At 64.1% G+C, this 16378-nt stretch carries 16 protein-coding genes; 13 read left to right on the forward strand and 3 right to left on the reverse strand.

The genetic code is table 11. The features are described from left to right. The first annotated feature begins 112 nt into the window (after positions 1–112). From trxB to infA, 4 genes are all read left to right on the forward strand, one after another. On the forward strand, positions 113–1063 hold the full coding sequence (trxB, locus tag HMPREF2886_RS20735; protein ID WP_003090421.1) for a thioredoxin-disulfide reductase: 951 nt from the start codon (positions 113–115) through the stop codon (positions 1061–1063). 37 nt (positions 1064–1100) lie between these two features. Then, positions 1101–1781, forward strand: a complete 681-nt coding sequence (gene aat / locus HMPREF2886_RS20740) for a leucyl/phenylalanyl-tRNA--protein transferase (protein WP_039027486.1) — start codon at positions 1101–1103, stop codon at positions 1779–1781. 54 nt (positions 1782–1835) lie between these two features. Then, positions 1836–2543: an arginyltransferase gene (locus tag HMPREF2886_RS20745; RefSeq protein WP_003097644.1), complete on the forward strand. Its 708-nt coding sequence runs from the start codon at positions 1836–1838 to the stop codon at positions 2541–2543. 104 nt (positions 2544–2647) lie between these two features. Next, positions 2648–2866, forward strand: a complete 219-nt coding sequence (gene infA, locus HMPREF2886_RS20750) for a translation initiation factor IF-1 (RefSeq protein WP_002553999.1) — start codon at positions 2648–2650, stop codon at positions 2864–2866. 81 nt (positions 2867–2947) lie between these two features. Here infA and clpA read toward each other — a convergent pair whose 3' ends face one another. Together clpA and clpS are read right to left on the reverse strand one after the other, a co-directional pair. Next, positions 2948–5224 carry an ATP-dependent Clp protease ATP-binding subunit ClpA gene (gene clpA, locus HMPREF2886_RS20755; RefSeq protein ID WP_003090432.1) on the reverse strand — a complete coding sequence of 759 codons (2277 nt, stop codon included), beginning with the start codon at positions 5222–5224 and terminating at the stop codon, positions 2948–2950. Between the two features lie 27 nt (positions 5225–5251). Further along, the gene (gene clpS / locus HMPREF2886_RS20760; protein WP_003097649.1) at positions 5252–5620 is read right to left on the reverse strand and encodes an ATP-dependent Clp protease adapter ClpS; all 369 of its coding nucleotides are present in this window, start codon (positions 5618–5620) and stop codon (positions 5252–5254) included. A gap of 225 nt (positions 5621–5845) precedes the next feature. On the opposite strand from clpS, the gene cspD reads away from it, so the two are divergent. Further along, on the forward strand, positions 5846–6133 hold the full coding sequence (gene cspD / locus HMPREF2886_RS20765) for a cold shock domain-containing protein CspD (RefSeq protein WP_070748288.1): 288 nt from the start codon (positions 5846–5848) through the stop codon (positions 6131–6133). Between the two features lie 72 nt (positions 6134–6205). Here cspD and icd read toward each other — a convergent pair whose 3' ends face one another. Beyond that, entirely contained in the window at positions 6206–7462 is a 1257-nt protein-coding gene (gene icd / locus HMPREF2886_RS20770; RefSeq protein WP_003090436.1) for an NADP-dependent isocitrate dehydrogenase, read from the reverse strand. Between the two features lie 358 nt (positions 7463–7820). On the opposite strand from icd, the gene HMPREF2886_RS20775 reads away from it, so the two are divergent. The 8 genes from HMPREF2886_RS20775 to HMPREF2886_RS20810 all read left to right on the forward strand — a co-directional run bounded on the left by HMPREF2886_RS20775 (position 7821) and on the right by HMPREF2886_RS20810 (position 16377). Beyond that, entirely contained in the window at positions 7821–10046 is a 2226-nt protein-coding gene (locus HMPREF2886_RS20775; protein WP_042163486.1) for an NADP-dependent isocitrate dehydrogenase, read from the forward strand. Between the two features lie 86 nt (positions 10047–10132). Beyond that, a complete protein-coding gene (locus HMPREF2886_RS20780) occupies positions 10133–10603 on the forward strand; it encodes an NUDIX hydrolase (protein WP_058017684.1) in 471 nt (156 codons plus the stop codon). Between the two features lie 43 nt (positions 10604–10646). Next, positions 10647–11774 (forward strand): tRNA 2-thiouridine(34) synthase MnmA, encoded by a 1128-nt coding sequence (gene mnmA / locus HMPREF2886_RS20785; RefSeq protein WP_003131114.1) that lies wholly within the window; start codon positions 10647–10649, stop codon positions 11772–11774. Beyond that, the gene (gene hflD, locus HMPREF2886_RS20790; protein ID WP_070748247.1) at positions 11771–12391 is read left to right on the forward strand and encodes a high frequency lysogenization protein HflD; all 621 of its coding nucleotides are present in this window, start codon (positions 11771–11773) and stop codon (positions 12389–12391) included. The genes mnmA and hflD overlap by 4 nt, the downstream gene beginning before the upstream one ends. 2 nt (positions 12392–12393) lie before the next feature. Further along, entirely contained in the window at positions 12394–13284 is an 891-nt protein-coding gene (locus HMPREF2886_RS20795) for a DMT family transporter (protein ID WP_070748249.1), read from the forward strand. A 75-nt stretch (positions 13285–13359) separates the two neighbouring features. After that, positions 13360–14730 carry an adenylosuccinate lyase gene (gene purB / locus HMPREF2886_RS20800; RefSeq protein WP_033973298.1) on the forward strand — a complete coding sequence of 457 codons (1371 nt, stop codon included), beginning with the start codon at positions 13360–13362 and terminating at the stop codon, positions 14728–14730. A 59-nt stretch (positions 14731–14789) separates the two neighbouring features. Further along, positions 14790–15959, forward strand: coding sequence for a ribosomal protein uL16 3-hydroxylase (locus tag HMPREF2886_RS20805; RefSeq protein WP_070748251.1), 1170 nt, complete (start codon positions 14790–14792; stop codon positions 15957–15959). Next, the gene (locus tag HMPREF2886_RS20810) at positions 15952–16377 is read left to right on the forward strand and encodes a GNAT family N-acetyltransferase (protein ID WP_003090444.1); all 426 of its coding nucleotides are present in this window, start codon (positions 15952–15954) and stop codon (positions 16375–16377) included. The genes HMPREF2886_RS20805 and HMPREF2886_RS20810 overlap by 8 nt, the downstream gene beginning before the upstream one ends. Position 16378: the final 1 nt, after the last annotated feature.

Consider the following 16378-nt stretch of genomic DNA (forward strand, 5'->3'; position numbering starts at 1 on the left):
GGGGGTTTTGCCGGCCTTTTGCGGATAGGTGTAGCATAGCCGGCAGAACTCTTCAGGCGGCTCCATTGGAGCACGCATTTTCTTATGTGACAAAGGCTTATGGAGTCTTTTTATGAGTGAAGTCAAGCATTCGCGCCTCATCATCCTGGGCTCCGGTCCGGCCGGCTATACCGCCGCCGTGTACGCCGCACGCGCCAATCTCAAGCCAGTAGTGATCACCGGCATCCAGCCAGGCGGCCAGCTGACCACCACCACCGAAGTCGACAACTGGCCGGGCGACGTCGAAGGCCTTACCGGCCCGGCGCTGATGACCCGCATGCAGCAGCACGCCGAGCGTTTCGACACCGAGATCGTCTACGACCACATCCATACCGCCGAGTTGCAACAGCGCCCCTTCACACTGAAGGGCGATAGTGGCACTTATACCTGCGATGCTTTGATCATTGCCACCGGTGCCTCCGCGCAATACCTGGGCATGTCGTCGGAAGAAGCCTTCATGGGCAAGGGCGTTTCCGCCTGCGCCACCTGCGACGGCTTCTTCTACCGCAACCAGGTGGTCTGCGTGGTCGGCGGCGGCAATACCGCCGTCGAGGAAGCGCTGTACCTGGCCAACATCGCCAAGGAAGTCCACCTGATCCACCGTCGCGACAAGCTGCGCTCGGAGAAGATCCTCCAGGACAAGCTGTTCGACAAGGCCGAGAACGGCAACGTGCGCCTGCACTGGAACACCACCCTGGACGAGGTGCTGGGCGACGCCAGCGGCGTCACCGGCGTACGCCTGAAGAGCACCATCGACGGCAGCACCAGCGAACTGTCGCTGGCCGGCGTGTTCATCGCCATCGGCCACAAGCCGAACACCGACCTGTTCCAGGGCCAACTGGAAATGCGCGACGGCTACCTGCGGATCCACGGCGGCAGCGAAGGCAACGCCACCCAAACCAGCATCGAAGGCGTGTTCGCCGCCGGCGACGTGGCCGACCACGTCTACCGCCAGGCCATCACTTCCGCCGGCGCCGGCTGCATGGCCGCGCTGGATGCCGAAAAATACCTCGACGACCATTGATCGGACCCGGGGGAGGCCCGCCCTCCCCTACCCCGCCATGCTGACCTGGCTTTCCCGCACCGACTTCGACTTTCCGCCCCTCGACAAGGCCCTGCAGGAGCCCAACGGGCTGCTCGCGGCCGGCGGCGACCTCAATCCGCAACGCCTGGTCGCAGCCTATCGCCACGGCTGCTTCCCCTGGTACCAGGATGGCCAGCCGATCCTCTGGTGGTCGCCCGACCCGCGCACCGTCCTGTTCCCCGACGAACTGCACGTTTCCCGCAGTCTGGCCAAGTGCCTGCGCCAGCAACGCTTCGAAGTCACTTTCAACCGTGACTTCCGGGCGGTGATCCAGGCTTGTGCCGCGCCGCGCGACTACGCCGACGGCACCTGGATCACCACGCCGATGCAACTGGCCTACCAAGAGCTGCACCTGCGCGGAATTGCCCACTCCGTGGAAGTCTGGCAGGAGCGACAACTGGTCGGCGGCCTCTACGGCCTGGCCATGGGCAGGCTGTTCTTCGGCGAGTCGATGTTCAGCCGCGCCGACAACGCTTCCAAGGTCGGCTTCGTCACGCTGGTCCGCCATCTGCGCGACGCCGGCTTCGTCCTCATCGACTGCCAGATGCCGACCCGCCACCTGCACAGCCTGGGCGCCCGCGCCATCAGCCGGGGGGAATTCGCCGACTACCTGCAACGCTATCGCGACCAGCCTCCTATCGGCGACCTGGATTTTTAGGCGAGTTTCCGTGCCTGGCATAAACTTGCTTATGGGTCCCTGCTGGAGTTCACCATGACCGAACTCGCCCGACTGAAGTTCTACGCGACGCAACCGCATCCGTGCAGCTACCTGCCCGAGGAACAGGCAACCACCCTGTTCCTCGATCCCAGCCAGCCCATGGACACGCAGTTGTACGCCTCGCTGTCGGAGGTCGGCTTCCGCCGCAGCGGCGACCATCTCTATCGTCCGCACTGCCAGCATTGCACCGCCTGCATCGCCGCACGCATACCGGTCGCCGGCTTCAGCCCGAACCGCCAGCAGCGGCGCATCCTCAAGCGCAATGCGGAACTGCAGGTGATCCGCAAGCGACCGAGCTTCAACGAGGAGTACTACGACCTCTATCGGCGCTACATCGAGCAACGCCACGCCGACGGCGACATGTATCCGCCCAGCCGCGACCAGTTCGCCACCTTCCTGGTCCGCGACCTGCCCTTCTGCTGCTTCTTCGAGTTCCGCCTGCATGGCCGCCTGCTGGCCATAGCCGTGACGGACGTGCTGCCGAACGGACTCTCGGCCGTCTATACGTTCTACGATCCCGACGAAGAGCAGCGCAGCCTGGGACGCTACGCGATCCTCTGGCAAATCGCCGAGACCGAACGCCTGGGCCTGCAGGCCGTCTACCTGGGCTACTGGATCAAGAATTGCCGCAAGATGAACTACAAGACCCAGTACCGCCCCATCGAACTGTTCGTCAACCAGCGCTGGGTCGCCCTCACCTGATAGCCGTGTGGCGCTATTGTCGATTTTCTGGCACAATGCACGCCGCTTTTCACGGCCCACCTCTCATTGAAAGGGCCACCCATAGATACCGAGGGCTCTACTGCATGTCGAAAGAAGACAGCTTCGAAATGGAAGGTACTGTCGTCGACACCCTGCCCAACACCATGTTCCGTGTGGAGTTGGAAAATGGGCACGTCGTCACCGCGCACATCTCCGGCAAAATGCGCAAGAACTACATCCGCATCCTCACCGGCGACAAGGTCCGCGTGGAACTGACGCCCTACGACCTGAGCAAGGGCCGCATCACCTACCGCGCCCGCTGAGTCGACACGAGCCGCTGCGGCTCGCCGATTGCAAAAGAAAACGCCCGGCATCTGCCGGGCGTTTTCGTTGCCGCGCTCGGATCAGGCGGGCTCCGCCGCCGTAATCTCGAACTCGAAGGCCAGCTCGTCGCCCTTCAGGTCGACATGTACCAGGCCGCCATGCTCGGCCAGTTCGCCGAACAGGATCTCCTCGGCCAACGGCCGCTTGATCTTGTCCTGGATAAGCCGCGCCATCGGTCGCGCCCCCATCTGCACGTCGTAGCCCTTCTCCGCCAGCCAGCCGCGCGCCGCATCGCTGACCTCGAGCTGGACGCGCTTGTCCTCCAGCTGCGCCTGCAGCTCGGTGAGGAACTTGTCGACCACGCTCTTGATCGTCTCGGTGCTCAGGCGGCCGAACTGGATGATGGTATCCAGGCGGTTGCGGAACTCCGGGGTGAAGCTCTTCTTGATCACCTCCATCGCATCGGTGGTGTGATCCTGCTGGTTGAAGCCGATCGACGCGCGCGCCGCCACTTCCGCGCCGGCGTTGGTGGTCATGATCAGGATGATGTTGCGGAAGTCCGCCTTGCGCCCGTTGTTATCGGTCAAGGTGCCATGGTCCATCACCTGCAGCAGCAGGTTGAAGACCTCCGGGTGGGCCTTCTCGATCTCGTCGAGCAGCAATACGCAGTGCGGGGTCTTGGTGATCGCCTCGGTGAGCAGGCCGCCCTGGTCGAAGCCGACGTAGCCCGGAGGCGCACCGATCAGCCGCGACACGGTATGCCGCTCCATGTACTCGGACATGTCGAAGCGCACCAGCTCCACGCCCAAGGCCTTCGCCAACTGCCGCGCCACCTCGGTCTTGCCCACGCCGGTGGGACCGGCGAAGAGGAACGAGCCGACCGGCTTGTCCGGCGCCTTGAGCCCGGCCCGGGACAGCTTGATCGCCGTGGACAGCGACTCGATGGCGTCGTCCTGGCCGAACACGGTCAGCTTGAGGTCGCGTTCGAGGTTGCGCAGCAACTCCTTGTCGGAGGTGGTGACGTGTTTCGGCGGGATCCGCGCAATCTTCGCCACGATATCCTCGACCTGCGCCACCTCGATGCGCTTCACGCGCTTCTCTTCCGGCTGCAGGCGCTGGTAGGCGCCCGCCTCGTCGATGACGTCGATGGCCTTGTCCGGCATGTGCCGGTCGTTGATGTAGCGCGCCGCCAGCTCGGCCGCGGCGCGCAGCGCCTCGTCGCTGTACTCGATGTGGTGATGCTGCTCGAAGCGCCCCTTGAGGCCCTTGAGGATGCCATAGGTGTCTTCCACCGACGGCTCGGTCACGTCGACCTTCTGGAAGCGCCGCGCCAAGGCCCGGTCCTTCTCGAAGATGCCGCGGAACTCCTGGAAGGTGGTCGAGCCGATGCAGCGGATCTCGCCCGAGGACAGAACCGGCTTGAGCAGGTTGGAGGCGTCCATTACCCCGCCGGATGCCGCACCGGCGCCGATGATGGTATGGATCTCGTCGATGAACAGCACCGCGTGCGGGCGCTTGCGCAACTCGTTGAGCAAGGCCTTGAAGCGCTTCTCGAAGTCGCCGCGGTACTTGGTACCCGCGAGCAAGGCACCCAGGTCGAGGGAGTAGACCACGCTGTCGGCCAGCAGGTCCGGCACCTGGCCATCGACGATGCGTTTGGCCAGGCCCTCGGCGATGGCCGTCTTGCCGACCCCCGCCTCGCCTACCAGCAGCGGGTTGTTCTTGCGCCGGCGGGCAAGGATCTGCGCCACCCGCTCGACTTCATGCTCGCGCCCCACCAGCGGGTCGATCCGCCCCTGGCGAGCCAATTCGTTGAGGTTGCTGGCATAGGCGTCCAGCGGATGGTTGGACGTGGCCGACTCGCCACCTTCCTCATCCTGCATATCCTGCTCCCCATCCTGCGGATGTTCGGCATGCCCGGGCACCTTGGAGATACCATGGGCGATGTAGTTCACCACATCGATACGCGCGATGCTCTGCTGCTTGAGCAGGAACACCGCCTGGCTTTCCTGTTCGCTGAAAATCGCCACCAGGACATTGGCCCCGGTCACTTCGCGCTTGCCGGAACTCTGCACGTGGAACACCGCACGCTGCAGGACGCGCTGGAAGCCCAGCGTCGGCTGGGTTTCGCGCTCGTCGTCGTGCTGCGGGATCAGCGGCGTGGTGGAATCGATGAATTCCTGCAGGTCGCGCCGCAGCTTGTCCAGGTTGGCACCGCACGCACGCAATACCGTTGCCGCCGCCTCATTGTCCAGCAAGGCCAGCAGCAGGTGCTCAACCGTCATGAATTCATGGCGTTTGGCCCTCGCCTCCTTGAAGGCGAGATTGAGGGTGACTTCGAGCTCTCGATTCAACATGGCTTCACCTCGCTCCCAAACATCCGATCAACTGTCTTTCTCTATCTCGCAGAGCAATGGATGCTGGCTCTCCCGCGCATACTGATTGACCTGCATCGCCTTGGTTTCGGCCACGTCCCGGGTAAACAAGCCGCAGACCGCCTTACCCTGAGTATGTACCGTCAACATGATCTTGGTGGCTTTTTCCCGGTCCATGTTGAAGAACACTTCCAGCACTTCAACAACAAAGTCCATCGGCGTGTAATCGTCGTTGAACAGTACCACCTTATACAACGGTGGCGGCTGTAATACAGGCTTCGACTCCTGTACCGCGAGCCCCGCCCCTTCGTCCTCGTGTTCATGAGGCTCGGGATGGTCCTGATTGAATGTTAGTCGAATCTGGCTAGGTGCATGCATGAGGAAAAAAAGCTTTGCCTTTCTGGAAAGTTATGGACCGACATGATGTTGATCCGTTTCTCAGGCGTATGGTTCAGCGCCTTGACTAACTGCAAAAGGGTGTTACAAACAATGGAATACCCCTACAGGGTATCAGGGGTTCCGCACCCGTCTCGACCCAGGTCGGACGCGGGATCGTAGTGGATGATACTCCAGCGTTGGAGTCCTTTGCAGAGGGATATGAGCATGCTCAGCGGTAAGGTCAAGTGGTTCAACAACGCCAAGGGCTACGGGTTCATCCTGGCCGAGGGCCGAGATGAGGACCTGTTCGCCCATTACTCGGCCATTCAGATGGACGGTTACAAGACACTCAAGGCGGGCCAGCCGGTCAATTTCGAGATCATCCAGGGACCGAAGGGACTGCATGCCATCAACATCAGCCCCGCCACCGCGACAACCGCCGCCCCCTCCTCCGCCCCCTCCTCCGCCCCCGCCCCGCAGGAGGAGCCTCAGGCGATGCCCATCGAAGCCTGACCCCAGCGCGGATGCGGAAATGAAAAAGGCCGGTGCGAACCGGCCTTTTTCTCGTTCGGGCGCTAGCCCTTCCTACATCTTGGCGATCATCGCGTCGCCGAACTCCGAGCAGGACAGCAGGGTCGCGCCGTCCATCAGGCGTTCGAAGTCGTAGGTCACGGTCTTGGCGGCGATCGCCCCGTTGGTGCCCTTGATGATCAGGTCGGCCGCCTCGGTCCAACCCATGTGGCGCAGCATCATCTCCGCGGAGAGAATCAGCGAACCCGGGTTGACCTTGTCCTGGCCGGCGTACTTCGGCGCGGTGCCGTGGGTCGCCTCGAACATGGCCACCGAATCGGACAGGTTGGCGCCGGGCGCGATGCCGATGCCTCCGACCTCGGCCGCCAGGGCATCGGAGAGATAGTCGCCGTTCAGGTTCAGGGTGGCGATCACGTCGTACTCGGCGGGGCGCAGCAGGATCTGCTGCAACATGGCGTCGGCGATCACGTCCTTGACCACGACGTTCTTGCCGGTCTTCGGATTCTTGAACTGCATCCACGGACCGCCGTCCAGCAGCTCGGCGCCGAATTCATCGCGCGCGACTTCGTAGCCCCAATCCTTGAAGGCACCCTCGGTGAACTTCATGATGTTGCCCTTGTGCACCAGGGTCACCGAACTGCGGTCGTTGTCGACGGCGTATTGCAGGGCCTTGCGCACCAGGCGCTTGGTGCCTTCCTGGGAAACCGGCTTGATGCCGATGCCGCAGTTCTCGGTGAAGCGGATCTTCTTGACGCCCATTTCCTCGGTGAGGAACTTGATGACCTTCTCCGCTTCCGGCGAACCGGCCTTCCACTCGACGCCGGCATAGATGTCCTCGGAGTTCTCGCGGAAGATCACCATGTCCACGTCACCGGGCTTCTTGACCGGGCTGGGCACGCCTTCGAACCAGCGTACCGGGCGCTGGCAGACGTAGAGATCGAGTTGCTGGCGCAGGGCCACGTTCAGGGAACGGATGCCGCCACCGACCGGGGTGGTCAGCGGGCCCTTGATGGAAACCACGTAGTCACGCACGGCGTCCAGGGTTTCCTGGGGCAGCCAGGTGTCCTGGTCATACACCTGGGTGGCCTTCTCGCCGGCGTAGACTTCCATCCAGGCGATCTTGCGCTCGCCCTTGTATGCTTTTTCCACTGCAGCGTCGACAACCTTGATCATGACCGGGCTGATATCGACGCCGATGCCATCACCCTCGATGAACGGGATGATCGGGTTCTTCGGTACGCTCAAGGACATGTCGGCATTCACAGTGATTTTGTCACCGGTCGCCGGCACCTGGATCTTTTGGTATCCCATGCTGAACTCCGTGTTGTGGTTAAAACCCTGTTGCAGCCTTCTAGGGTAGCCCAGTTGTCCGCCCGGAAACCACATCTTCCTTAGTCTAAACAGGCGGGCGCATCAGCTCGGCGAGAGGGTGGTATACTGCGCGCCATGACTTCGCAGTCATCGAGGTCCGAGCAGTCTGGGACCAGACCCTCTCCCCTCGCAGCGGCGGGTTCGCCACCATGAACCCGCCGTACAACGCTCTACTGGCGCCCCTATATCCCGCGGCATATCTCGATTTCGATTCAACCCGATGTTGAGCGAAGGCATCGCGTCCACCAACGCGTATCGAGACTCTGTGCGCGCCCAGCAAAAAAGAGAGTTACCGTAGATGTCCATCCGCTCGAAGATCACCTACACCTTCACCGACGAAGCACCCGCGCTCGCCACCTACTCGCTCCTCCCCATCGTCAAGGCCTTTGCCGCTTCCGCCGGCATCGACGTCGAGACCAGCGACATCTCTCTTGCAGGACGCATCCTGGCCAACTTCGCCGACCGCCTCGAAGCCGACCAGCGTATCGAAGACGACCTCGCCCGCCTGGCGGTCCTGGCCACCTCGCCCGACGCCAATATCATCAAGCTGCCCAACATCAGCGCCTCGGTGCCCCAGCTGAAAGGCGCGATCGCCGAGTTGCAGGGCCTGGGCTACAAGGTTCCCGACTTCCCGGAAGACCCGCAGACCGACGAAGAGAGAGAGGTTCGCGCACGCTACGCGAAGATCCTCGGCAGCGCCGTGAACCCGGTCCTGCGCGAAGGCAATTCCGACCGCCGCGCGCCTGCCGCGGTGAAGGCCTACGCCCGCAAGCACCCGCACTCCATGGGCAAGTGGAGCATGGCTTCGCGCTCCCACGCCGACTACATGCGCGGCGGCGACTTCTTCTCCAGCGAACAGTCCATCACCATGGCCAAGGCCGGTGACGTGCGCATCGAGTTCGTCGGCAAGGACGGCAAGGTCGAGGTCAAGAAGCAACTGAGCCTGCAGGAAGGCGAAGTGCTCGACAGCATGTTCATGAGCTGCGGCAAGCTGCGCGACTTCTTCGAGAAGACCCTGCAGGACTGCAAGGAAACCGGCGTCATGTGGTCCCTGCACGTCAAGGCGACCATGATGAAGATTTCCCACCCGATCGTCTTCGGGCATGCGGTGAGCGTCTACTACAAGGACGTCTTCGACAAGTGGGGCCAACTCTTCGAAGAGCTAGGCGTGAACCCGAACAACGGCATCTCCAGCGTCTACGACAAGATCAAGTCGCTGCCCGCCTCCCAGCAGGAAGAGATCCTCCACGACATCCACGAGGTGTACAGCCACCGCCCGGAAATGGCGATGGTCGACTCCGTGAAGGGCATCACCAACCTGCACATTCCGAGCGATGTCATCGTCGACGCCTCGATGCCGGCGATGATCCGCAACTCCGGCCAGATGTGGGGCAAGGACGGCAAGCAGAAAGACACCAAGGCGGTAATGCCGGAAAGCACCTACGCCCGCATCTACCAGGAGATGATCAACTTCTGCAAGACCAACGGCGCCTTCGACCCGACCACCATGGGCAGCGTGCCGAACGTCGGCCTGATGGCGCAGAAGGCCGAGGAATACGGCTCCCACGACAAGACCTTCGAAATGACCGCCGACGGCACCATGCGCGTGGTCCTGGCCGACGGCAGCGTGCTGATGCAGCACGAAGTGGAGACCGGCGACATCTGGCGCGCCTGCCAGACCAAGGACGCACCGATCCGCGACTGGGTCAAGCTGGCCGTCACCCGCGCCCGCCAGTCCGATACCCCGGCGATCTTCTGGCTGGACCCGGAGCGCGCCCACGACCGCGAACTGCGCAAGAAGGTCGAGCTGTACCTCAAGGACCACGATCTGACCGGTCTCGACATCAGCATCATGGGCTACAACGAGGCCATTCGCGTCAGCATGGAACGCCTGATCCGCGGCAAGGACACCATCTCGGTGACCGGCAACGTCCTGCGCGACTACCTGACCGACCTGTTCCCGATCATGGAACTGGGCACCTCGGCCAAGATGCTCTCCATCGTTCCGCTGATGGCGGGCGGCGGCATGTACGAAACCGGCGCCGGCGGCTCGGCACCCAAGCACGTCCAGCAACTGGTGGAAGAGAACTACCTGCGCTGGGACTCCCTGGGCGAGTTCCTGGCCCTGGCCGTGTCCCTGGAGGAAACCGGGATCAAGACCGGTAACGCCAAGGCCAAGCTGCTCGGCAAGGCGCTGGACGAAGCCACCGGCAAGCTGCTGGACAACAACAAGTCGCCGTCGCGCAAGGTCGGCGACATCGACAACCGCGGCAGCCACTTCTACCTGGCGATGTACTGGGCCCAGGCCCTGGCCGCCCAGGACGAAGACGCCGAGCTGAAAGCGCACTTCGCGCCGCTGGCCAAGGTCCTGACCGAGCAGGAAGCGACCATCGTCGCCGAACTCAATGCGGTCCAGGGCAAGCCGGCCGAGATCGGCGGCTACTATCGCTCCAACCCGGAGCTGACCAGCAAGGTGATGCGCCCCAGCGCCACCTTCAACGCGGCGATCGACAGCCTGGCCTGATGGCGTCACGCTGACGAAGCAGAAACCCCGGGCCTACGCTCGGGGTTTCTTTTTATCGAGGCCTTTTCCGTACCGAGGAGACATCCATGAGCTGGCATCCCCATGTCACCGTAGCGACCATCGTCGAGGACCAGGGCCGCTTCCTGCTGGTCGAGGAACAGGCCGACGGCCGCGAGGTGCTGAACCAGCCCGCCGGGCACCTGGAGCCCGCCGAAAGCCTGCTCGAGGCCGCCCTGCGCGAAACCCTCGAGGAAACCGGCTGGGAGGTCGAGCTGAGCGCCGTCACCGGCATCTACCTGTACACCGCCCCGTCCAACGGCGTCACCTACCAGCGCGTATGCTTCGCCGCCCGCCCCGTGCGCCACCATTCCGAACGCGTCCTCGACGACGGCATCATCGGCCCGCGCTGGCTGACCCGCGACGAACTGGCCGCCCAGCCGCAGCGCTGGCGCAGCCACCTGGTGCTGCGCTGCATCGACGACTACCTGGCCGGCGGCCGCTATCCCCTGGCGCTGATCCGCGACACCCACGTGTCGCCCTCCCTGCCCCAGGCCTGATAGAATCCGCGTTTTACGAATTCGCCCGTGACGCCTGATCGCTATGTCTGAATCCGCCCCCACCCCACGCCGCGAGCGCGTGATCGTCGGCATGTCCGGCGGCGTCGACTCGTCCGTCTCCGCCCTGCTCCTGTTGCAGCAGGGCTATCAGGTCGAAGGCCTGTTCATGAAGAACTGGGACGAGGACGACGGCACCGAATACTGTACCGCCCGCGAGGACCTGGCCGACGCCCAGGCCGTCTGCGACCGGATCGGCATCAAGCTGCACACGGCGAACTTCGCCGCGGAATACTGGGATAATGTGTTCGAGCATTTCCTTGCCGAGTACAAGGCCGGCCGTACGCCGAACCCGGACATCCTCTGCAACCGCGAAATCAAGTTCAAGGCGTTCCTCGACTACGCGCTGATGCTTGGCGCGGACCTGATCGCCACCGGCCACTATGTGCGGCGCCGCGACCGCGACGGGCGCACCGAACTGCTCAAGGGCCTGGACCCGAACAAGGACCAGAGCTACTTCCTGCACGCGGTGGGCGGCGAGCAGATCGCCCGCAGCCTGTTCCCCGTCGGCGAACTGGAGAAGCCGGAAGTCCGCGCCATCGCCGAGAAGCACGGCCTCGCCACGGCGAAGAAGAAGGACTCCACGGGCATCTGCTTCATTGGCGAGCGACGCTTCACCGATTTCCTCAAGCAGTACCTGCCGGCCCAGCCGGGCGACATCGAGACCACCGAAGGCAAGGTCATCGGTCGCCACAGCGGCCTGATGTACCACACCATCGGCCAGCGCCAGGGCCTCGGCATCGGCGGTCTCAAGGAAGCCGGCGACGATCCCTGGTACGTACTCGGCAAGGACCTGCAACGCAACGTGCTGCTGGTCGGCCAGGGCAACGACCACCCGCTGCTGTTCTCCCGCGCGCTGCTGGCCTCGCGGATCTACTGGGTCAACCCGGTCGAACTGGAGCGGCCGCGCCGCCTGCGGGCCAAGGTGCGCTACCGGCAGAGCGACCAGGACTGCGTCCTGGAGAAAACCGCCGAAGGCTACCGCGCGGTGTTCGACGAACCGCAGCGCGCAGTGACCCCGGGGCAATCGGTGGTGTTCTACGACGGCGACGTCTGCCTCGGCGGCGGCGTGATCGAAACGGCGGAAGCCTGGGATTTCGGAGGACGCCCGTGAGCGATCCGCGACAGCAACTGATTGCCCTCGGCGCCGTCTTCGAATCCGCAGCCCTGGTCGACAAGCTGGCACGCACCGGACAGATCAGCGAAGCCCCGTTGGGCTGCATGCTCGGCAGCCTGCTGGCGCGCAACCCGGCCAGCACCCTGGACGTCTACGGTGGCGACAGCCTCAACCTGCGCGACGGCTTCAAGTCCCTGGCCAGCGCCCTGGAGCGCAAGCCCGGCAGCCTGCAGCGCGAACCGCTGCGCTACGCCCTGGCGATGCTGACCCTGGAACGGCAACTGGACAAGCGCGGCGACATGCTCGACCTGATCGGCCAGCGCCTCGACCAGGTCGAACAGCAGGTCCAACACTTCGGCCTGGTCCACGAGAACGTCATCGCCTCGTTCGCCAGTATCTACCAGGACACCCTCAGCACCTTCCGCCAGCGTATCCAGGTACACGGCGACATGCGCCACCTGCAGGTCAGCAGCAACGCCGCGCGGATCCGCGCCCTGCTGCTCGCCGGCATCCGCTCGGCGCGGCTCTGGCGGCAACTGGGCGGCAGCCGCTGGCAGATGGTGTTCAGCCGGCGCCGGCTGCTCAACGAACTCTATCCCCTGCTGCGCGGCTAGCCATGGCCATGGCCGGGAGCCAGCCGCAACGGCGCAACAGCCCGACCCAGGGCGCCGCCATGCTGGCTCTTTCGGCGCTGTTCTTCGCCCTGATGGGCGGCCTGATCCGCGAGGCCTCCAGCACCGTCAACAACGAAACCGTGGTGCTCTTCCGCAACCTCGTCGGCGTGCTGTTCTTCCTGCCCCTGGCGCTGACTCGCGGCATCGGCCCGCTACGCACCCGCCGCCCGCTATCGCACCTGCTGCGCACCACCTACGGCCTGGGCGGCATGTATTGCTACTTCTACGCCCTCGCCCACCTGCCGCTGACCGACGCCATGCTGTTCAGCTATGCCGCGCCGGTGTTCACGCCGCTGATCGCACACCTGTGGATCAAGGAGGCGCTGACCCGCCGCATGATGGTCGCCACCCTGGTCGGCTTCCTCGGCGTGCTGCTGGTGGCCAGGCCCAGCGGCGCGGTAGTGGCGCCGATCGCCCTGGTCGGCATCGCTTCCAGCCTGATGGCCGCCTGTGCCTTCGTCTCGATCCGCGAAATGAGCGACAGCGAGCCGGCCTATCGCATCGTGTTCTACTTCGCCCTGTTCGGCACCCTGTTCTCCGCCGTGCCGCTGGCCTGGGCCTGGCAGCCGCTGAACGGCCAGGAACTGCTCCTGCTGCTCGGCGCCGGACTGTTCGCCAGCCTCGGCCAACTGACCATGTCGCAGGCCTATGCCCTGGCCTCCCCGGGAGTGATCGGACCGATCGCCTACATGGCCATCGTTTTCGCCGGGGTGATCGCCTGGCTGCGCTGGGACGAACTGCCCAGCCACACGTCGCTGTTCGGCGCCGCCCTGATCTTCGCCGCCAGCCTGATCCCCCTGCTGGGCAACCGCCCCGCCGAAAGGCCCCGCTGAATGCCCCACCGGGGCGCACCTTTCATGTATGATATGCGCCCCTTTTTCGTTGACTTCCAGCCACGAGAACGTCTCATGCAGCTTTCCTCGCTCACCGCGGTATCCCCCGTCGATGGCCGCTATGCCGGCAAAACCAGCAGCCTGCGTCCGATCTTCAGCGAATACGGCCTGATCCGTTTCCGCGTCATGGTGGAAGTCCGCTGGCTGCAGCGCCTCGCCGCCCACGCCGGGATTCCCGAGGTCGCGCCGTTCTCCGCCGAAGCCAACGCCCTGCTCGACAACCTGGCCAGCGACTTCCAGCTGGAACACGCCGAACGCATCAAGGAAATCGAGCGCACCACCAACCACGACGTGAAAGCCGTGGAATACCTGCTCAAGGAACAGGCCGCCAAGCTCCCGGAGCTGGCCGCGGTCAGCGAGTTCATCCACTTCGCCTGCACCTCCGAGGACATCAACAACCTGTCCCACGCCCTGATGCTCCGCGAGGGTCGCGACAGCGTGCTGCTGCCGCTGATGCGCCAGATCGCCGAGGCCATCCGCGAACTGGCGGTGAAATTCGCCGACGTGCCGATGCTCTCCCGCACCCACGGTCAGCCCGCCTCGCCGACCACCCTGGGCAAGGAACTGGCCAACGTCGTCTACCGCCTGGAGCGGCAGATCAAGCAGGTCGCCGGCATTGAGTTGCTGGGCAAGATCAACGGCGCCGTGGGTAACTACAACGCCCACCTGTCCGCCTATCCCGAAGTCGACTGGGAAGCCAACGCCCGCCAGTTCATCGAAGGCGACCTCGGCCTGACCTTCAACCCCTATACCACCCAGATCGAGCCGCACGACTACATCGCCGAGCTGTTCGATGCGATCGCCCGCTTCAACACCATCCTCATCGACTTCGACCGCGACGTCTGGGGCTACATCTCCCTCGGCTATTTCAAGCAGAAGACCGTGGCCGGCGAGATCGGCTCCTCGACCATGCCGCACAAGGTCAACCCGATCGACTTCGAGAACTCCGAGGGCAACCTCGGCATCGCCAACGCGCTGTTCCAGCACCTGGCCAGCAAGCTGCCGATCTCGCGCTGGCAGCGCGACCTGACCGACTCCACCGTACTGCGCAACCTCGGTGTCGGCATCGCCCATAGCGTCATCGCCTACGAGGCCAGCCTGAAGGGCATCGGCAAGCTCGAGCTGAACGCCCAGCGCATCGCCGAGGACCTGGACGCCTGCTGGGAAGTCCTCGCCGAGCCGGTGCAGACCGTGATGCGTCGCTATGGCGTGGAAAACCCCTACGAGAAGCTGAAGGAACTGACCCGCGGCAAAGGCATCAGCGCCGATGCCTTGCAGACTTTCATCGAAGAGCTGGCGATTCCCGCCGAGGCCAAGGTCGAGCTGAAGAAGCTGACCCCGGCCGGCTACGTCGGCAATGCCGCCGCCCAGGCCAAGCGCATCTGAGCACGCAACCCTTTTGCACGCCCGGCTGCGCCGGGCGTTTTTGTTTCAAGGACTTAACCATGAATGCTGATACTCCCCTGCAACTTCTGGGCGGACTGACCGCTGCCGAATTCCTCCGCGACTACTGGCAGCGCAAACCGCTGCTGGTCCGCCAGGCGATCCCGGACTTCGAAAGCCCCCTGTCCGCCGACGAACTGGCCGGGCTGTCGCTGGAGGAATCGGTGGAGTCGCGCATCGTCCTCGAGCACGGGAAAACCCCGTGGGAAATGCGCCGTGGCCCCTTCCAGGAGGAGGACTACCAGCACCTGCCGGAACAGGACTGGACCCTGCTGGTGCAGGCGGTCGACCAGTTCGTCCCAGAAGTCGCCCAACTGCTGGAGCAATTCCGCTTCCTGCCCAGCTGGCGGATCGACGACGTGATGATCAGCTACGCCGCTCCCGGCGGCGGCGTCGGTCCGCACTTCGACAACTACGACGTATTCCTGCTTCAGGGCCACGGACGCCGGCGCTGGAAAGTCGGACAGATGTGCAGCAGCGACAGCCCGCTGCGCGAGCACGCCGACCTGCGCATCCTCGCCGACTTCGAACAGAGCGACGAGTGGGTCCTGGAGCCCGGCGACATGCTCTACCTACCACCGCGCCTCGCCCACTACGGCATCGCCGAAGACGAGTGCATGACCTACTCGATCGGCTTCCGCGCGCCCAGCGCCGCCGAAGTGCTGACCCATTTCACCGACTTCCTCGGCCAGTTCCTCTCCGACGAGGAGCGCTACACCGATGCCGGCCTGCAACCGGTAGGCGACGATCCGCACCAGATCCAGCGCGACGCCCTGGAGCGCCTGCAGGGCCTGATCCAGGAGCACATGAGCGACAAGCGCCTGCTGCTGACCTGGTTCGGCCAGTTCATGACCGAGCCACGCTATCCCGAACTGGTTGTCGGCGAGGAAATCCCCGAAGAGGAGCTGTTCGGCGCCCTCGAGGACGGCGCGCTGCTGGTGCGCAACCCCAGCGCCCGCCTGGCCTGGAGCGAGATCGACATCGGTCTGGTACTGTTCGCCAGCGGCCAGAGCGTACTCCTGCCCGGCCAGCTCAAGGAACTGCTGAAGCTGGTCTGCTCGGCCGATGCGTTGCATCTGGAAAACCTCGGCCAATGGCTGGCCGATGACGATGCGCGTAAGCTGCTGGCGGAGTTGGTCAAACAGGGCAGTTTGGAGTTTGCAGATGAATAAGATCCGCGTACGCGTAGCCGACTGGCAGAAGGACAATGCCGAGCTGCGCCGCATCCGCGAAGCGGTCTTCATTGCCGAACAGTCGGTTCCGCCGGAACTGGAGTGGGACGCCGAAGACGACGAAGCCGTGCATTTTCTCGCCTATGAAGGCGAATACGCGATCGGCACCGCGCGCCTGCTGGGCGACGGGCACATCGGCAGGGTCTCGGTACTCAAGGACTGGCGCGGCCTGAAGGTCGGCGACGCGCTGATGCGCGCAGCCATCGAGGAAGCCGAGCGACGCGGCCTGAAGCGCCAACTGCTGACCGCGCAGGTCTATGCCATACCCTTCTACGAGCGACTGGGCTTCAAGGTCGACAGCGGCGAGTTCCTCGACGCCGGCCTGCCCCATGTCGACATGGTTCGCGACAGCGACTGAG

The sequence above is a fragment of the Pseudomonas sp. HMSC066A08 genome (genome assembly GCF_001813025.1).
Lineage (GTDB): Bacteria > Pseudomonadota > Gammaproteobacteria > Pseudomonadales > Pseudomonadaceae > Pseudomonas > Pseudomonas aeruginosa.